This is a genomic window from Flavobacterium tiangeerense, from assembly GCF_007830355.1.
Taxonomy (GTDB): domain Bacteria; phylum Bacteroidota; class Bacteroidia; order Flavobacteriales; family Flavobacteriaceae; genus Flavobacterium; species Flavobacterium tiangeerense.
In genome coordinates, this window is the sequence record NZ_VLKO01000006.1 from 73,570 (window position 1) to 92,205 (window position 18,636).

Annotated in this window: 18 protein-coding genes; 4 read left to right on the plus strand and 14 right to left on the minus strand. The window is 31.5% G+C overall.

Annotation, left to right across the window (positions count from 1 at the left end; translation table 11 throughout):
- The first annotated feature begins 158 nt into the window (after positions 1 to 158).
- Both miaA and IQ05_RS08040 read left to right on the plus strand, forming a co-directional pair.
- Positions 159 to 1,076 (plus strand): tRNA (adenosine(37)-N6)-dimethylallyltransferase MiaA, encoded by a 918-nt coding sequence (gene miaA / locus IQ05_RS08035; RefSeq protein WP_144891813.1) that lies wholly within the window; start codon positions 159 to 161, stop codon positions 1,074 to 1,076.
- Between the two features lie 278 nt (positions 1,077 to 1,354).
- Entirely contained in the window at positions 1,355 to 2,095 is a 741-nt protein-coding gene (locus tag IQ05_RS08040) for an acyl-[acyl-carrier-protein] thioesterase (protein ID WP_144891815.1), read from the plus strand.
- 40 nt (positions 2,096 to 2,135) lie between these two features.
- Here IQ05_RS08040 and IQ05_RS08045 read toward each other — a convergent pair whose 3' ends face one another.
- From IQ05_RS08045 to IQ05_RS08100, 12 genes are all read right to left on the minus strand, one after another.
- Complete coding sequence (locus tag IQ05_RS08045; RefSeq protein WP_144891817.1) at positions 2,136 to 2,849, minus strand: response regulator transcription factor; 714 nt, start codon at positions 2,847 to 2,849, stop codon at positions 2,136 to 2,138.
- A 3-nt stretch (positions 2,850 to 2,852) separates the two neighbouring features.
- Entirely contained in the window at positions 2,853 to 4,436 is a 1,584-nt protein-coding gene (locus IQ05_RS08050) for a sensor histidine kinase (protein WP_144891819.1), read from the minus strand.
- A gap of 59 nt (positions 4,437 to 4,495) precedes the next feature.
- The gene (gene coaE / locus IQ05_RS08055) at positions 4,496 to 5,092 is read right to left on the minus strand and encodes a dephospho-CoA kinase (RefSeq protein ID WP_144891821.1); all 597 of its coding nucleotides are present in this window, start codon (positions 5,090 to 5,092) and stop codon (positions 4,496 to 4,498) included.
- Between the two features lies 1 nt (position 5,093).
- Positions 5,094 to 6,095: a glycosyltransferase gene (locus IQ05_RS08060; RefSeq protein WP_144891823.1), complete on the minus strand. Its 1,002-nt coding sequence runs from the start codon at positions 6,093 to 6,095 to the stop codon at positions 5,094 to 5,096.
- A gap of 125 nt (positions 6,096 to 6,220) precedes the next feature.
- Positions 6,221 to 7,411, minus strand: a complete 1,191-nt coding sequence (fabV, locus tag IQ05_RS08065) for an enoyl-ACP reductase FabV (RefSeq protein ID WP_144891825.1) — start codon at positions 7,409 to 7,411, stop codon at positions 6,221 to 6,223.
- An 81-nt stretch (positions 7,412 to 7,492) separates the two neighbouring features.
- A complete protein-coding gene (recN, locus tag IQ05_RS08070; protein ID WP_144891827.1) occupies positions 7,493 to 9,145 on the minus strand; it encodes a DNA repair protein RecN in 1,653 nt (550 codons plus the stop codon).
- Positions 9,146 to 9,186: 41 nt separating this feature from the next.
- Entirely contained in the window at positions 9,187 to 10,071 is an 885-nt protein-coding gene (gene porD, locus IQ05_RS08075) for a type IX secretion system protein PorD (RefSeq protein ID WP_144891829.1), read from the minus strand.
- A 61-nt stretch (positions 10,072 to 10,132) separates the two neighbouring features.
- Positions 10,133 to 11,350, minus strand: a complete 1,218-nt coding sequence (gene coaBC / locus IQ05_RS08080; RefSeq protein ID WP_144891831.1) for a bifunctional phosphopantothenoylcysteine decarboxylase/phosphopantothenate--cysteine ligase CoaBC — start codon at positions 11,348 to 11,350, stop codon at positions 10,133 to 10,135.
- An 8-nt stretch (positions 11,351 to 11,358) separates the two neighbouring features.
- A complete protein-coding gene (locus tag IQ05_RS08085; RefSeq protein ID WP_026709525.1) occupies positions 11,359 to 11,676 on the minus strand; it encodes a DNA-directed RNA polymerase subunit omega in 318 nt (105 codons plus the stop codon).
- 8 nt (positions 11,677 to 11,684) lie between these two features.
- Complete coding sequence (locus IQ05_RS08090; protein ID WP_144891833.1) at positions 11,685 to 12,479, minus strand: outer membrane protein assembly factor BamD; 795 nt, start codon at positions 12,477 to 12,479, stop codon at positions 11,685 to 11,687.
- A gap of 131 nt (positions 12,480 to 12,610) precedes the next feature.
- A complete protein-coding gene (gene dapA, locus IQ05_RS08095; protein WP_144891834.1) occupies positions 12,611 to 13,492 on the minus strand; it encodes a 4-hydroxy-tetrahydrodipicolinate synthase in 882 nt (293 codons plus the stop codon).
- A 6-nt stretch (positions 13,493 to 13,498) separates the two neighbouring features.
- Entirely contained in the window at positions 13,499 to 14,011 is a 513-nt protein-coding gene (locus IQ05_RS08100) for a DUF6913 domain-containing protein (RefSeq protein ID WP_144891836.1), read from the minus strand.
- Between the two features lie 53 nt (positions 14,012 to 14,064).
- Here IQ05_RS08100 and IQ05_RS08105 point away from each other — a divergent pair, with 53 nt between their 5' ends.
- Both IQ05_RS08105 and IQ05_RS08110 read left to right on the plus strand, forming a co-directional pair.
- Entirely contained in the window at positions 14,065 to 14,847 is a 783-nt protein-coding gene (locus IQ05_RS08105; RefSeq protein ID WP_144891838.1) for a 5'-nucleotidase C-terminal domain-containing protein, read from the plus strand.
- Positions 14,848 to 14,989: 142 nt separating this feature from the next.
- A complete protein-coding gene (locus IQ05_RS08110; protein WP_144891840.1) occupies positions 14,990 to 15,901 on the plus strand; it encodes a bifunctional metallophosphatase/5'-nucleotidase in 912 nt (303 codons plus the stop codon).
- Between the two features lie 28 nt (positions 15,902 to 15,929).
- On the opposite strand, the gene IQ05_RS08115 is transcribed toward IQ05_RS08110, so the two are convergent.
- Both IQ05_RS08115 and ligA read right to left on the minus strand, forming a co-directional pair.
- Positions 15,930 to 16,634, minus strand: coding sequence for a hypothetical protein (locus IQ05_RS08115; protein ID WP_144891842.1), 705 nt, complete (start codon positions 16,632 to 16,634; stop codon positions 15,930 to 15,932).
- 1 nt (position 16,635) lies between these two features.
- Complete coding sequence (gene ligA / locus IQ05_RS08120) at positions 16,636 to 18,636, minus strand: NAD-dependent DNA ligase LigA (protein ID WP_144891844.1); 2,001 nt, start codon at positions 18,634 to 18,636, stop codon at positions 16,636 to 16,638.

The window sequence follows — 18,636 nt, forward strand, 5'->3', positions numbered from 1 at the left end:
TTAACAATAAGGAGCAATTCCAGCTGTACACTGCAACTCCTCGTGACTTCAGTTGTTTTTCTAAGGCATAAAAGGAGCTACATGCGGTCGCTCTTTTACACCAAGAAAAACGAACTTCAATCCCTGTGGGGTTTACGTTGCCATCTGGGCTAAAAAATATGAAATACTTAATCACTATCGTCGGTCCTACAGCTATCGGAAAAACTTCCTTGAGCATTGTCTTGGCAAGCCACTTTAATTGCGAAATTATCTCCTGTGATAGCCGGCAATTTTTTAAAGAAATGACCATTGGCACCGCCGTTCCAAGCCTAGCTGAATTAGCAGCAGCCAAACACCATTTTATTCAAAATAAATCTATTTTTGAAAATTATACCGTTGGGGATTTTGAAAAAGAAACCCTTGCTAAACTTAACGAACTATTTCAAAATAATGATTACGCCATTTTAGTTGGCGGTTCTGGTTTATATGTTGATGCCATTCTAAAAGGCTTTGATGAATTTCCTGAAATTGATTCAACAATTCGTACAGATATAACTACCAATTATGAAAAACTAGGAATTGGATATTTGCAACAAAAACTAGAAATTTTAGATCCTACGTATTACAAAACATTGACCTCAGATAATCCACAAACCTTGCAAAACCCGCAGCGCATGATGCGTTTTATAGAAGTATGCTTGGGAACAGGAAAACCGTATTCCTCTTTTTTAAACCAGAAAAAAAACAATCGTGACTTCACTCCTATTTTAATTGGTTTGGAAGCTGATCGAAAAATAATCTATAACCGCATCAATCAACGCGTTGATATTATGATGAATGAAGGATTACTTAACGAGGCCAAAACTCTATATCCAAACAAGGAGTTAAACGCTTTACAAACTGTTGGATACAGAGAGTTATTTAGTTTTTTTGACAAAGCATTTTCATTAGAATTTGCCATCGAAGAAATAAAGAAAAATACAAGACGATTTTCTAAACGTCAATTAACTTGGTTTAAAAGAAATGAAAACACCAAATGGTTTGACTTTGAAACACCCTACGAAAAAATCATTGCCTACATAAATTCAAAAAAATAAAATATATCGCAAATAAGGAAACAAATAATCATGAAAGCTATAAAACAAATAGGTAAAGTTTTATTTTTAATTTTTACATTATATCTGATAATACCATACATATTAGCTTTGCAAATGAAAATTGAAGAACCAAATTTGAAAAATTTGGATATTAAAAGTTTCATCGTTTTGGCGATAATGCTACTATTTTTTATACTAATAAATATTAAGATGCTTTTTCCTAATTTTAAAATAGTTCATAAAAACAAGAATACCAATTCATAATTCATAATTATTATATGCCTATATCCCCTAAATTCACCTCTATTTTAAGCAAAGATTGGGAAATCAATTTTACGCAATGTGCGCCCAACGGATATTTAAAATACACTGATTTATGTAATATTTTGCAATTAACTGCTGCGGCTCATTCTGAAGTTGGTGGTATCAGTTTTACTGACATGCAAGAGTTTAATCAAGCATGGGTGTTGAGCCGAATGCGTGTTGAAATCAGCAAATTACCCAAATGGGGCGATACCGTTACGGTAAAAACATGGATCAATTCATTAGAAAACTCGCGATCCGTTAGAGCCCTAGAAATGTATCTGAATGGAGAAAAAATAGTAGGTTCTGAAACTTTTTGGGCGGTTTTTAATACAGAAAAACGACGCCCAGAAGCCTTAGCACTTCCATACGAGCACTTTGAGTTATACCCAGAGAAAAAACCAACAATAGAACGATTTTCTAAAATAAATTTCACTAATGAGAGAGAAATAGTGTTTGAAAAAACCGTTTTTTTATCAGATTTGGATATTGTAAATCATGTAAACAATGTCAAATATCTAGAATGGTGTCTAGATGTTGTTGACGAAAAATTGTTATTAAAACAAAAGGTAGCCAGCATCGAAATGAATTTTTTAAAGGAATTATCATTAAAGGATACGGTTCAAATTCATGAAAGTATTCACAAAGAAGAAACCATATTTAGCATTACGAAAGATGACAAAACATGCTTTGCATTACAATTAAATTGGAAATGACATAAAAAAGCCTCAAAAGTTAATTTGAGGCTTTTTGTATTTATGCAACTTTGTTTTTTATAACTAATCTAAATCCTTCTCCATGGATGTTTAATATTTCTACATCCTCATCTGGTTTTAAATATTTTCTCAATTTAGCAATGTAAACGTCCATACTTCTTGAGGTAAAGTAATTATCATCTCTCCATATTTTTGTCAAGGCTAATTCTCTTGGCATTAAATCATTTTCATGCAGAATTAGCATTTTCAACAATTCATTTTCTTTTGGTGACAACTTTATCGGCTCCTCTTCTTTGAAAGTTAAGAAACGTAATTTAGAATTCAAATGAAATTTACCAATGTTAAATTCAAATTGCACATGCTCAGCCTTAGTATCAGAAGCTTTTCTTTGAATAATTGCTTTAATTTTCATTAATAAAACTTCAGAGTCAAATGGTTTATTCAAATAATCATCTGCTCCAGCTTTATATCCTTTTAAAACATCCTCTTTCATAGATTTTGCTGTTAAAAAAATAATTGGCACTTCATTATTTTTTTCTCTAATCTCTTTGGCTAATGTATATCCATCTTTGTATGGCATCATCACATCAAGGATGCACAAATCGTAGGTGTCTTTTTTAAATTTTTCAAAACCTTCCATACCATTTTTAGCTAAAGTCACATCAAAGTCATTTAACATTAAATAGTCTTTAAGGACTGCTCCAAAATTAAGATCATCTTCAACTAATAGTATTTTTTTATTTGTATTTTCCATATTTTAATTTATTAATGGTAATTTTATTATGAAGGTACTTCCTTTTCCTTTTTCACTTTCTACGTAAACGTGACCGTTATGATCATCTACTATTCTCTTTACATACGCAAGGCCTAAACCATGACCTTTTACGTTGTGTATATCTCCCGTGTGCTCACGGTAAAATTTTTCAAAAATTCTTTTTTGAGCAATTTTGCTCATACCTAAACCTTTATCTTTTACTTTTATAATCACCATATCCTTGATATTTTCGGTGAAAATTTCAATTTCTGGAGTGTTAGGTGAATATTTAACTGCATTTTCAAGTATGTTTACAATTACATTTGTAAAATGAACATCATTGATTAAGACTGTAGTTCTTACAGCTTTAAAATCACACTTTATTGTACCTTGTCTATCTTCAATTATTAAATTAACATGATCAATAGCATCTTCAATTATTTCATGTATGTTATTAGAGTCTTTTGAAATATCTAACTCTTTCTTTTCTAATTTTGATATTCTCAATACATTTTCAACCTGCGCATGCATCCGCTTATTCTCATCCTTAATCATTTGTAGGTATCTCAAAACCTTTTCTTTATCATCAATAATTTTAGGATTCCTAATAGCATCAAGAGCTAAATTTATGGTTGCAATAGGAGTTTTAAACTCATGCGTCATATTATTTATAAAATCATTTTTGATTTCAGATATCTGACGTTGTCTTATTAATTGATTCAACGCACTTGAATAAGCAATAATTATAATAAGAGTAAACACTATTGAAAGTATCGTAATACTAACCAACTCTGATAATAAAAATTTCTTTTTATGAGGAAACGTCACTAACAATTGATACTTACTATTCCCTTCATTATCTGTAAAAATTGGAATAGAATAGGTAGCTTCTTTATTGTACTTAAAATCTCCAGACTTCACATTAGTTGCTAAATTATTATTGTACACACTGAACTCAAATTTAGTATCTACTCCAGATTCCATCAATTCTTTGCGAATCATTTTATTCAAGGTCTCCTTAGTAACGCGTTCTTGTATTGGTAATACCGATGCGAAATCTTTATAAAATATTTCAAATGATGCATTATCAAGAACATTCAAATTTCCTGATTTCTCAATTTTTATATCCGGAATCAAACTTTGATTTCCACCTATTTTATCAATAGATTTGTCACTATAAACTTCAGTAACTCTCTTAGCGCTAAAAGTTTTAAATTTTTCGCTATCAAATTTTTTATCAAAGAACGTAGGTGAAATATTATAATCTTCTGAAATTATACTATTCGAATAAATAATAGTTTTATTCGTTTTTGGATTTTTTTGAACGTAATAAAATTCTAATAAATCATCTTTTTTCGGAATTTTTCCAGTACTGTCTTTAATACGATTAATTTTATCATAAAAATTGTAGGCTTCTTGCTTTTGAATTTTTTCTGAAACGTTACCTAGTACTTGGTTTACATGAAATTTGAATTGCTCATCGTTATTTTCAAACGATGTATTAAACCAATATACTTGCACCAAAATTATCCCGATAAGAGACAAACTCATCAGTAAGACTAGTAATCTAAAAAAAAGTTTATTCATCAATACAAATTTAGTATTTTAACAATATATTAAACGATAGATTAACCAAACATTAACACCTAGGCTTGTTTTTGTTTAATCTTTAAAATTTTAAGAATTTTATCAACTTCCAGCTTTGAAGATTCTAAACTGATATTTTCAATCACAAAATCACTTTTTTCTACACGCTGTGCATCAGTCCATTGCGCATTTATACGTTTCAAAACAAGATCTCTCGTTGTAGCATCCCTCTCAAGAACCCTATTAATCCTAGTTTCTAGCGGCGCTACTACTGACACTATTACATCACAATCTTTGTACTTATTACTTTCAAACAAAATAGCAGCTTCATAAATCACGTATTGGGCTTTATCATTTTGCTTTAACCATAACTCAAAATCTTTTTTTATGGCAGGGTGAACAATTTTGTTCAATATTTGCAACTTTTCTGGATCACTAAATACAATCTTGGCAAGTTCAGCTCTATCAAGCATTCCATCGTTAAAGACTATATTACCAAAAACCTCTTTTATACTGTTCAAAACAAATGCTTCTTGCATTACTTTTTTTCCAGCATCATCTGCAATATAAATAGGAATACCTGCTGCCTTAAAAAAACCAGCAATTGTTGTTTTTCCACTGCCTATACCTCCTGTTAACCCAATAATTTTTGTCATATTACACTTTGAAAAACATTTCAGGAAATGCTGTTTGAGGATCTTTTTTCAAAACAATAATCTGAATATACGATTTTAAAAAACCTGTTCCGTACCCATAAAACTGTTTCCAGACAGCTATCAGGGACAAATACCCAATTTTTATACTTTTATTTTTAATTGATGCTACAATAAAAAGTATAGCAAAATATAAGAAATAAAGCTGCAAAAGGATATCAAAATTAAAGAACATCACCGCCAAAAAAGCAACAAGTATTCCTAAAATAAAAACCGTAGGAAAGAAAAAAGTAAGTTTATTGTGTTTAGGATACCAACTGTTTAAAATAGGTCTTGCTTTTCCAAATTTATGAACTTGAACTGAAAATTTTTCCCAATCAATACGTCTCTTATGATATACGTATGCTTTTGGAAAAAGTTTTGTTTCAAAACCTAAATTCCACAAACGAATGGATAAATCAGGATCTTCACCAGGATGAATGTTTCCAAAACCCTTAGATGCCATAAAAGCTTTTCTAGACAATCCCATATTAAAACTTCGGGGTTGAAATTTATCTATTTTTTCTGAGCCTCCTCTTATTCCTCCCGTGGTAAGAAATGAAGTCATAGCAAAGTTAATTGCTTTTTGAATATCCGTAAAACTATCTAATGCGCTATCAGGACCACCAAAACAGTCCACATAATTCTTTTGCAAAGCTAATTCGACTTCTGACAAATAATTTTCTGGAATTATACAATCAGAATCAAAAATGATAAAATAATCTCCTCTAGCTTTACTCATACCATAATTTCTAGAATCACCAGGACCCGAGTTTTCTTTGTAATAATAAGCTATATCTAATCTATTACCATATTTACTAGCAACATCTTGACACCGAATAGTAGAACCATCTTCGATTAACACAATTTCAAAAATTTCTTTGTATGTAGTACGTGATAAACTTTCTAAAAGCTCATCAACCTCGTCTGGCCTATTGTATACGGGAATAATTAAGGAAAACATCATCTTATTAAAAGTGGTATTTAGGGTATTTTTTATGAATCAAAAATTTTAACAAAGATAATCTTTATCCATAAAAAAACCATCAACTATTAATTGATGGTTTTAAAATATTATTTAAGGAAAGCTTACTACATTATACTTTCAATAGCTACAACTTCATTAGCATCTGCTGCATAATCAACTCCAGCTACATCAAATCCAAACAAGTTATAAAAATCTTTTCTATACCCTTCTAAATCTGATATTTCCTGTAAATTTTCAGTAACTGCTTCGTTCCATAAAAAAGCAACTTTCTCTTGAACGTCAGATCTCATTTCAAGATCGTCAATTCTAATCCTTCCTTTTTCATCTACCGGAATTTCACCTCCAGTGAACAAACGCTCTTGGTACAAACGCTGAATTTGCTCTATACACCCTTCATGAATTCCTTCTTCTTTCATGATTTTGTACAACAACGAAATATACAATGGAATAACCGGAATTGCGGAGCTTGCTTGTGTAACCAATGCTTTATTAACCGATACAAATGCTTTTCCATCGATGCTTTTTAATGCATCTGTAATAGCAAATGCCGTTGCTTCAAGATGATCTTTTGCACGTCCTATAGTTCCTTTTCTATATACAGCCTCTGTTAATGATGGCCCAATATAAGAATAAGCAACAGTAGCAACTCCTGGTGCCAATAGATTTTCAGCTTTTAAAGCATCTATCCACATAGCCCAATCTTCACCACCCATAACCGCTACAGTATTTTCAATATCGTCACCACTGCAAGGAGCTATCGAAATTTCAGATACTTTACCTGAGTGAAAATCAACAGTTTTATTTGTAAATACATCACCGATAGGCTTTAATACTGATCTGTGTAAAACACCTGTAACAGGATGCATACGCACTGGCGAAGCTAAACTGTAAATTATAAGATCAATTTGTCCTAAATCAGCTTTGATAAGATCAATAGTTTGTTGTTTTATTTCATTAGAAAAAGCATCACCGTTGATACTCTTAGCATACAAACCTGCTTTATGTGCTTCATTTTCAAAAGCTGCTGAATTATACCAACCTGGTGAGGCTGTTTTTCCTTCACTAGGCGCTTTCTCAAAGAAAACACCAATAGTTGCAGCTTCAGAACCAAAGGCACTTGTAATACGAGAAGCTAAACCAAATCCTGTTGATGCGCCTATTACTAAAACTCTTTTGGCTCCATCAATAGTTCCTTTAGCTTTAACATATTCTATTTGATTTTTTACATTTTGCTCACATCCTACTGGTTGCGCTGTCGTGCAAATAAATCCTCTCATTCTTGGTTCTATGATCATATTTTTGGGTATTATTTTTATAAATAAATGTTTTTAGTTTTAAGATTATGATGAAAAAACGAACAAATATAATAGAAAAAATTAGTTCAACAAGGCTTTAGCATGATTAAGGGCAGAGTCTGTAACGGCAGTTCCCGATAACATTTGAGCAATTTCAACTATTCTTTCATCAGTGGTTAATAACTTCAATTCTGATTGTGTATCATCGTCAATTGTTGATTTAAACACTTTAAAATGCGCATCTCCTTTGGCAGCAATTTGAGGCAAATGGGTAATAGCAAAAATTTGCATTGATTGACTCATTTGTTTCATGATCTCTCCCATTCGTATTGCAATTTCACCCGAAACTCCCGTATCAATTTCATCAAAAATTAAAGTTGGTAGTTTTGAATATTGAGCCAAAATAGCTTTTACAGCCAGCATAATACGAGACATCTCTCCTCCCGATGCTACCTTTTTCAATATCCCGAAATCAGTTCCTTTATTTGCAGAAAACAAGAATTGAAGCTCGTCTTTACCATTTGCAAAAAATGATTCTGAAGCTGATAAAACAATATTAAAACGTACATTAGGCATTCCCAACGTACTTAAAATCTGAATTAATTTTTCTGATAAAACAGGTATAGCAGCAGATCTATTATTGCTTATATCTAATGCTAATTTGTTGAGATCATTCTTTTTTTGTTCTATGGAAACCGTTAAATTTCCAATTTCATCTTCCATACTGCCAAGTTCTAAAACAGAATTTTCAAGTTGAGATTGAATTACTAATAATTCTTCAACAGTTGCAACTTGGTGCTTTTTTTGAAGGTTAAAAATAAGTTGTAATTTTTGACTTATTAGGTTAAGTTGCTCGGGATCATTAATTAATCTATCCGAAAGACGAACCATCTCCTCTGTAACATCATCAAACTCTATCGTAATACTTGTAATTCGCTCAAGCAAAGATTGGTATTCAGTAGAAAATGAAGCAATTTTTTGTATCGAATTTTTGATTTCGTTCAGATTGTATAATACTCCTATTTGTTCTTCATTGGCTATAGCCAAAGATTTACTCATAGATTCTTTAATAATCTCTACATTATTTAGCTTCTCAAAATCAGATTCTAAAATTTCTTGTTCACCAGATTTTAATTTAGCCTCAACAAGTTCATTCAGTAAAAAGGTATTATATTCCTGCTCTTTCTTAGCTTCACTTTGTTTTTTCAACAAAGCATTTAACTTTGAGGTATCTGACTTGTACCCTTTTAATAAAAATTGATATTTAGTAATAATCTCCTTATTACTCGCAATTGCATCTATAATATCAAATTGAACATTCTCATCTGAAAGTTCTTGAGTTTGTTGTTGTGAATGTATATCGAGTAAAAAAACACTCAAATCCTGTAACTCCTGAAGATTTACTGGACTGTCATTTACAAAAGCTCTAGATTTCCCCGAAGGAAGTATTTCACGTCTTATGATGGTATCGTTTTCAAAATCCAAGTCATTAGATTCAAAAAAGGAGTTTAAACTGTATTTAGAAATATCAAAATGTGCTTCAATAACACATTTTTCTTCTTTGTTTTTTAATGAAGTTAAATCGGCTCTTTTTCCTAAAACAAGACCTAGAGCACCTAAAATTATAGATTTACCTGCTCCTGTTTCTCCTGTTATAATAGAAAAACCGCTAGAAAAATCAATAGTTAATTTCTCTATCAAAGCATAGTTTTTTATAGAAAGTGACGTTATCATGTAATTGTTATTTGGAAATAGGTGTACAAATATAGTAAACCCTAGAATTTAATAGAAGACCATTTACTTGAATTCAATGGTGACGTTTTGTTGAGACCATCAACTAAATCTGAAATAGGGATGCTAGGACCACCTGAAAATATAGAGACAATTTCATCAGATTTGGCGTCAAAAAAGACACGGGTTAAAAAAGCATTTGGTCGTGACCCACTAAGTTTAGACAAACCAGCTAGTGCAAGTTTTACTTTTTCTTTTCCAAGTTTCAAATCCTGACTCATTATATCTAGACCCAAATGATAATCCAGCATTGTCTCTCTAATTTGTTTAAAAGGAGGAGCTAATAAATCGTTTATTAAAAAAAAGCGGTTTTGATTCCCATCAGCTTGACTCCAACCTCGAGCACCACTTTGTTGTGCTACGTTACAAATATTTTGAGCAATCTCTAAATTTGGATTACCTGATTCTAACACAAACGTATCAGCATCCAAACCTAAAATTAAATAGCTGTAAAAAGACACAACCGACACCAAGTTTGAATCAAATGAAGCTGGATTGAAAAATAGATTTTCAAACTCTATATATCTAAAATTAAAATCCTTATCGTTAAAATTGAAAACTGGTGACGCATATGTAGAATTAAAAGTAGGCCTAGAAGACTGGACTTGTATGCTTGCTGTAAACTGATCTGCACTATTAGAAAGTATAGTAATATACATAGAGCAGTTTATTTTTTCAACTTGCTTCATGGGTTGTCCTGTCCAATCTGTTTTATTTACAAATTCATTTAATGAGGTTTGTAGTGTTTTGAAAACTTGTTGATTGGTGGCACTCAATCGTTGCGAATCAACCGTAACTGTACAGTTTAACTGTTGTGAATGAACAATTCCACAAATAAAAAATAACAAAAAAGGGATTATTTTATTCATCTTCAAATTTCTGTTATACGATTATATTTTGATTAAATTGAATTGAAAAAAAAAATTAGAATTATATCTTTATTTCAAAATGTTGACATACTTTATCCATAATATCATCTGCAACTTTTTCTTTGGATTTTAAATCCATTGGAGAGACTTGGAATAATTGATCTATAAATGTTACTTTATTCGTTAGCTTTCCAAAACCTGCGCCTTGATCTTGTAGCGAATTAAGAACGATCAAATCTAAGTTTTTTTTCTTGATTTTCAACTTTGCATTTTCAATTTCATTTTCAGTTTCTAATGCAAAACCTATTAAAAACTGATTTTTTTTCTTTTCTCCCATAGAGGCAAGAATATCTTTAGTCTTTTCAAGTTCAATTGTAAAGCTTTCTTCGGTTTTTTTAATTTTTTGTTCAGCAATATTTTTCGGTCTATAATCAGCAACTGCTGCGGCTGCAATGGCAACATCAACTGAATCATATACATTATGACAGGCCTGATACATATCCTCTGCAGATACTACTGGTATCACTTGTATCAAACTATTACTAACTTTAAAATGTGTAGGCCCTGTGACTAAGTAAACTGTTGCTCCTCTATTTGCAGCACTAATAGCAATATCAAAACCCATTTTACCAGATGAATGATTCCCAATAAAACGAACTGGATCTATCGCTTCATAAGTTGGACCCGCAGTAATTAAAATTCTTTTTCCCCGAAGTGGTAACTTACTATTTAAATCATTTTCAATAAACGCAATAACATTTTCAGGCTCAGCCATTCGTCCTTCACCAGATAATCCGCTAGCCAACTCACCTGTTTCAGCAGGAATCAAAATATTACCATAACGAATTAACGATTCAAAACTTTTTAAAGTAGAAGCATGTTTATACATGTCTAGATCCATCGCTGGTGCAAAGTAAACCGGACATTTTGCTGATAGATAGGTAGCAATTACAAGATTATCACAAGTTCCATTAGTCATCTTAGACAATGTATTTGCAGTAGCCGGAGCAATTATCATTAAATCAGCCCAAAGTGCTAATTCAACATGATTGTTCCACTGCTCATTATCATTTTCTTGATCATAAAAATTAGAGTGAACTGGATTTTTTGATAGAGTAGATAACGTAAGTGGAGTGACAAAATCCTTAGAAGCAGGTGTCATTATCACTTGGACATGTGCACCTGCTTTAATAAAAAGTCGTACTAATGTAGCTGTTTTATAGGCTGCAATTCCACCAGAAATTCCAAGTAGAATTTTCTTACCTTGTAAAACTGACATAGTACTAATTATTTATTTGAATCTCTATGATATATTTTACCATCTAACCATTCTTGAACTGCTAACGCATGTGGCTTAGGTAATTTTTCATAAAATTTAGAAACTTCAATTTGTTCTTTATTTTCAAAGACTTCTTCAAGACTATCATTATAAGTAGCAAACTCTTCTAATTTCTCTGTCAGTTCTTTTTTAATTTCAGAGTTAATTTGATTTGCTCTTTTAGCCATAATCGTTATTGCTTCATATACGTTACCCGTTGGTTCTTCAATTACCGTTTTGTTGTATGTAATTGTGTTTACAGGAGCATTCGTCTTTTTTAAATCCATGACTTTATTTATTTAGTAAAATTTTGTAACTCTTTTTCTATTCTCACTAACATGTCGTTAGCTTCTTTCTTGTATTTTGATTCTGGATTAAATTTCACCAAGTTAGCCTGAGCAACTTTAGCAACATTCAACCTCTCTTGCATTTTTGATGGAATACTATTAATAGCTAGTTGATAGGCTGAATCCAGTTTATAATACAAAGCGTCTTCTTTGTATTTCGTACCTGGATAATCAACTATAAAGTTCTCAAGCGCAACTATTGCTGATTTGTAATCAGAAATGGTGTGATACCCTTTTGCGTTTTCATATACTTTTTTCTCGATTTTTTCACTCAAATCCTTTACTACTAAATTAGCATCCTTTGCATATTGAGAATTTGGATATGCATCTATAAAGTTTTGAAGCTTATCTAATGCCTTGTTAGTATAGGTTTGATCCAAACTATAAACAGGAGATAACATCGAATAACTTTTTGCTCCTAAATAAGCTGCTTCTTCCAGTTTTTCGCTTTTTGGATAACCAGAAACAAAACTATCAAACTGATATCCCGCTAAGTAATATTGTTTTGTTTTGTAATAGGACTGAGAAAACATAAAAAATAATTTTTCAGCTTGCGGTTTTCCTCTGTATGCAGGTGCAATTTGTTCAAAAATCTTTAATGCTTTAGAGTATTTACCAGCATCATATAACTTGGTTCCCATTTCAAATTTCACAGCAACATCCTCAGATTTTAATGCTTTTTGATATTCATTACAAGAGCTGAGTAAGGCAACAGTTAAAACGAGATATATTATTTTTTTCATTTTCATATTTTATAATGATTTGCAAGCTAAAAAAACCTACCTATCATTCCGAAGTTTCGGTGGCAAATTTAGGTATTAATTCAGCGAATACAAAATATATTTTTTTTGTTAAAAATATCGAATTCAAAAACCTATCCGTTGATTTTTTTTACAAATGTATCAATTCTTTTTTCTAGTGATTCATCCACGGTTACTAATGGTAATCTTACCGCATTTGAAGCAATACCTAAGGATTGAAAGATTTGCTTAATTCCTGCGGGATTTCCTTGTTCAAAAATCATATCAATACTATCAGCAAGTAGATATTGGGTTTTAAAAGCTTCGTCAACTTTACGTTCTAAACCAAGTCGAATCATATTTGAAAATTCCCTTGGAAAACCTTGACCAATTACAGAAATTACACCTGCTCCTCCAGCCAAAACCATTGGTAAAGCAATCATATCATCTCCAGAAATTACTAAAAAGTCCGATGGTTTATTCTGTAACAATTGCATGGCTTGCACTAAATCACCAGCTGCCTCTTTTATGGCTACTACATTTTTAAATTCATGTGCTAAACGCAATACAGTGCTTGGCAGCATATTACTTGCCGTTCTTCCTGGAACATTATACAAAATTACAGGTATCGGAGAAGCCTCTGCAACTGCTTTAAAATGCTGATAAATTCCTTCTTGAGTTGGTTTATTATAATATGGTGATACAGATAAAATTGCCGTAAATGCTGACAAATCTCTAGTCTCTAACTCTGCAACAACCTTAGCGGTATTGTTTCCTCCTACTCCTAAAACAAGTGGCAATGCACCATTATTTGCTTCAATGACAGTTGTAATAACTAGTTCTTTTTCCTCTTGTGATAAGGTAGCATTCTCTGCAGTAGTACCTAATACTACAAGATATTCTATTCCACCTTCAATGGAATAATTGACTATTCTTTTTAAAGCATCAACATCTATTGAAAAATCGCTTTTAAAAGGAGTTACAAGAGCAACACCTGTACCTATTAATGATTGCATATTGAATTATATTTTATTTAGTAATTTTAAAATTTTAAAAAACTCTTTTACAAAAACCACATGATTTTCAAGAGTAGTTTGGATGGTAAAATGATGTAATCGAGTATCAACTGTTGCAAAACCTACTTTAAAATCAGCCTTTGTTGAATGTGTAAGTTGCATTAAAATAGCCTCTTCTAGATCATAATAACTAATTAACACATCATACTTTTTACTCAAAAACTCTTTTGGAGCTACACCACTAAAACCTCCGTTCCATTGTAAATGAGCGTGTTCCAAATTCGGAAACTCATCTTTAATTTGATTGACCGAATCTTTCTTAAGCTGAAGGATAGCTATATTTTCACGAAGAATTCCTCCCAACACAAGTTCCTTAATCAAAAGTTTTGTTTTTGTAAAACCGACTCCATCAACTATAACTCCAATAGTTTTTACCGATGAAGGTACCATCAAAAGAGATGAACTTTGTAATTTTTTATTTAATGTTTTTTTTACCCAAAAATTTTTAATATGATTCAAAAACATATTACTTTTACCTGATTACAAAATTAATTAATAAAGTCGCATTTAAAATGGTAAATCTAAAAAAGTATAACGATGTTTCTAAACTTTTTGTTATATTCTTAACATTTTTTTTTATTGCATCCTGCAGTAAACAAAGTTACACTGTTACTAAAATTGAAGGTAAAAGAGTTACAGTAACTGATAAACAAGGAACAAACCTTGAAATAGAAAATTTTGTCAAACCTTATAGAGAGCATATCAATAAAGATCTTGACAGCGTACTTGCCTATTGTCCAGAAACATTAGATAAAAGCAACGGGAAATGGCAAACAAAAATTGGCAATCTTATGGCTGATGTAACTTTGTCACGAGGAAATATTGTTTTTCAGGCCAGAGAAAAAAAGAAAATTGATATTTGCATTTTAAATAGTGGCGGAATAAGGTCTATATTACCCAAAGGGAATGTGACAGCAAGAACAGCATTTGAAATCATGCCTTTTGAAAACAGTCTCGTAGTAATTGCTTTAAAAGGAGAACAAATACTTGAGATGGTTACTTTTTTTATTGCTGAAAAAAAACCACATCCATTGGCTGGAATAACTTTTACTATTGATACTAATAACAATCCTAAAAACATAATGGTTCAAGGAAATCCACTAGATGCAAACACCACGTACTATGTAGGAACCAATGATTATCTTGCTAATGGTGGTGATAACATGAACTTTTTCAAAAAAGGAATTCAAAAGTTTGATTTAGAATACAAACTACGTAACATACTAATCGATTATTTTAAAGAAGTAGATACCATACCTGTGATTGATGATGTTAGAATTACTGAAGAAAAGTAATATCTAATTTTTATTAATGATTTTAAATTAGATACTAAATAACAATACCTTTTTTGGAAAAACGCACCTACGTTTACAGCAAAAAAAATAAAAAGCAATCCTAATTCATTTTCAAAAAAATCAATTAGACAAAATATACACCATGAAAAGAAGAGAATTTATAGAGAAAACCGCTGCTGGATCAGCTTTATTGAGTTTAGGTTTATCCCTAAGTAGTTTTGATACAACCACAGCAAAACAGCTTACCATTTTACATACTAATGATGTTCATAGTTATATAGATCCATTTCCTGCTGATCATCCGCGTAATGCAAACATGGGCGGAGTAGCGCGAAGAGCTGCTCTTATTGAAAGCATTAGAAAAGAAAATCCGAATGTCCTTCTCCTTGATGCTGGTGATATTTTTCAAGGCACACCCTATTTTAACTACTACGGAGGGGAACTGGAATTTAAATTAATGAGTATGATGCAATATGACGCCTCTACCATAGGTAATCATGATTTTGACAATGGTGTTGATGGACTACGCGCTCAAATGCATCACGCAAAATTTGAATTTCTTTCAGCCAATTATGATTTTAAAAATACAGTTATGGATGGATTTGTAAAACCATTCAAAATTTTTAATAAAAATGGTATTAAAGTTGGAGTTTTTGGACTAGGAATTGAACTTGCAGGACTTGTAGATAAAGGCATGTATAAAGAAACCGTTTATAATAATCCCCTTGAAATTGCTCAAGATATGGTTCGAATTTTAAAACAAGAAAACAAATGCGATATTGTGATTTGCTTGTCTCACTTAGGATATAAATACAAAGACGAACCAAACAAAATTTGTGATTTGAAACTTGCCGAACTTACTCAAGATATTGACTTGATCATTGGTGGACATACCCATACATTTTTAGACAAACCTTCGGTGGTAAAAAACAAACTAGGAAAAGATGTATTAGTAAATCAAGTGGGATGTTACGGAATCAATTTAGGTAGAATTGATTTTTATGTAGACAATGACAAAACAAAAGCTTTTGAAGGAAAGTCTATCATAGTTTAGCTTTACTTTTAATTTCAAAAATGACTAACTATTGCACTCTATCTTTATGAATATTTTCTGTATCAATTACAAATCTGTAAAATGCATAATAACTACTTACATATAACACCATTCCTAACGGTCTAAAAAAAGTGGGTGGAAAAGTTGACAAAAAACATTTTTCAATAAAAACTGTGAAATACAATGCCGTAAAGAGGAGTCCATAAATATACAACCAAGGTGAATCGTTGTTATCATTCATAAAATAATTTGATATTACCAGCCCTGCCATAATTGATATTACAATGTTTTGAATCACTATTCCATAAAAACTTGATGTATTAATTTCATCTGCAATAGAAAGTAGGTAAGAAAAAATAAATAAAGTGGGGATAATTGCTATTACCACTGGGATAAAATCTTTCACTTTATTTATTTTTATAATATAACTTATAAGTAAAGACCTGTGTATAATATAACCCGCTAGCGCTGCAAGGGAAAAATAAGATGAATTAGGTATTAACAAAACACTCACAATAAATAAAAAAATACTAGCTAAAATAAAAAGTGTATTTCTAACTTTTGAAGTAATTAAATATAAGATTAAAATCAAAAGGGCTATAAAGGGTTTAAATGCAAAAAGTATCGGTTCAAAAGATGACAATTCTGCAATAACCTCAATTAATGCAAATACAAACATAAAAGCTATTAATGCCTTTTCGATCAAACTACTTTTAACATTATAAATTTTCATTTTATGGTTTTAAAAGGTTCAAAAATTCTTCTTCAGAAATAATAGAAACGTTTAACTTTGTGGCCTTATCTAGTTTTGCCGGCCCCATATTATCTCCTGCAACAACATAATCTGTTTTGGCAGATATGGAACTACCCACTTTCCCTCCATTATCTTCTATCGCTTTTTTTAATTCGTCTCTTGAGAATTTTTCAAAAACTCCTGAAACTACAAATATCTTTCCAGAGAAAATTGTGGTTGCATTTGGATTCACAGTTTGAATAATTTCAAATTGAACCCCAACAGTTTTTAACTTATCTATTATAGCAATATTGTTTTCATTTTCAAAAAACGAAACAACACTTTGTGCAATACGCTCCCCAATTTCATCTACTTGTATTAAATCCGATATTGTTGCAATTTGTAAAGCCTCTATGTTTTTATAATGAAGTGCTAGTTTTTTTGCTACAGTTTCTCCCACATATCGAATCCCTAGAGCGTACAAAACCCTTTCAAAAGGAATGTTTTTTGAATTCAATACACCATTCACTAGATTTTCTGCTGATTTTTGAGCCATTCGCTCCAAGGGTACAATTTGTTCCACCTTTAGATCATAAAGATCTGCATAATTTTGAACTAAATTATTATTGAAAAGTAGAGCAACCGTCTCACCTCCTAACCCCTCAATATCCATAGCTTTTCTGGAAATAAAATGCTGTATTCTACCAATAATTTGAGGAGGGCAACCATAAAAATTAGGACAATAATGATTAGCTTCACCTTCATTTTTTATTAATTCTGTTTTGCATTCTGGACATTCTGTAATATAAACCGTTGGTGTTGTATTTTCAGGTCTAAAACTCAAATCCACTGCAATTATTTTTGGAATAATTTCACCACCTTTTTCAACAAATACAGTATCTCCAATGCGTATGTCTAATTTTTCAATTTGATCGGCATTGTGTAGGGAAGCTCTTTTAACCACTGTTCCTGCCAGTTGTACGGGAGACAAATTTGCAACTGGAGTTATAGATCCTGTTCTACCCACTTGGTACGAAATGGAGTTTAATCGAGTAGAAACCTGCTCTGATTTGAATTTATACGCTATAGCCCAACGCGGAGATTTGGCTGTATACCCTAATTCTTCTTGAAAATAAAAAGAATTAACTTTCACAACAACGCCGTCCGTTTCATACGGTAAATCATGACGGTGCACATCCCAATACGCTATAAAATTAAAAACTTCTTCTAGATTATTTGCTAATTGAGCTTCTTTGGGGACTTTGAATCCCCAATCTCTTGCCACATTTAAACTATTAAATTGAGAATCGAAAGGCAAATCACTACCTATTATAAAATACAACAAACAATCTAAGGGACGTTTTGCAACGAGAGCGCTATCTTGCAATTTTAAACTTCCCGAGGCAGTATTTCTAGGGTTTGAATATGGAGTTTCTCCAATTTCAATCAAATCTTGGTTCATTTTTTCAAAACCAGCAAATGGTAAAATTATTTCTCCCCGAATGTCAAATTTTGAAGGATAATTACCTTTTAGTTGCAAAGGAATCGTTTTTATCGTTTTAATATTTTGTGTTACATCATCCCCTTGAAATCCATCACCACGAGTAACCGCTTTTTGTAATTTTCCATTTTCATACGTAATACTTATCGAAGCACCGTCATATTTTAACTCACAAGTATAAGAAATAGGTACATCGCCCAAAACTTTTTTTAATCGAGTTTCCCAATTGATAAGATCTTCTTTAGAATAGGAATTATCTAAAGAGTACATGCGATGTTCATGTACTACGGTTTGGAAATTTTTAGTTATTGTACCTCCTACTCTTTGTGTAGGCGAGTTTTTATCTTCAAATTCCGGATGCTTACTCTCAAGTTCTTGTAGCTGTTTTAATTTTAAGTCAAATTCATAGTCAGAAATAACAGGATTATCTAAAACATAATAATTGTAATTATGCTGATGCAACTCTTCTCTTAGTTGTTGAATTGTATTTTGAATATTCAT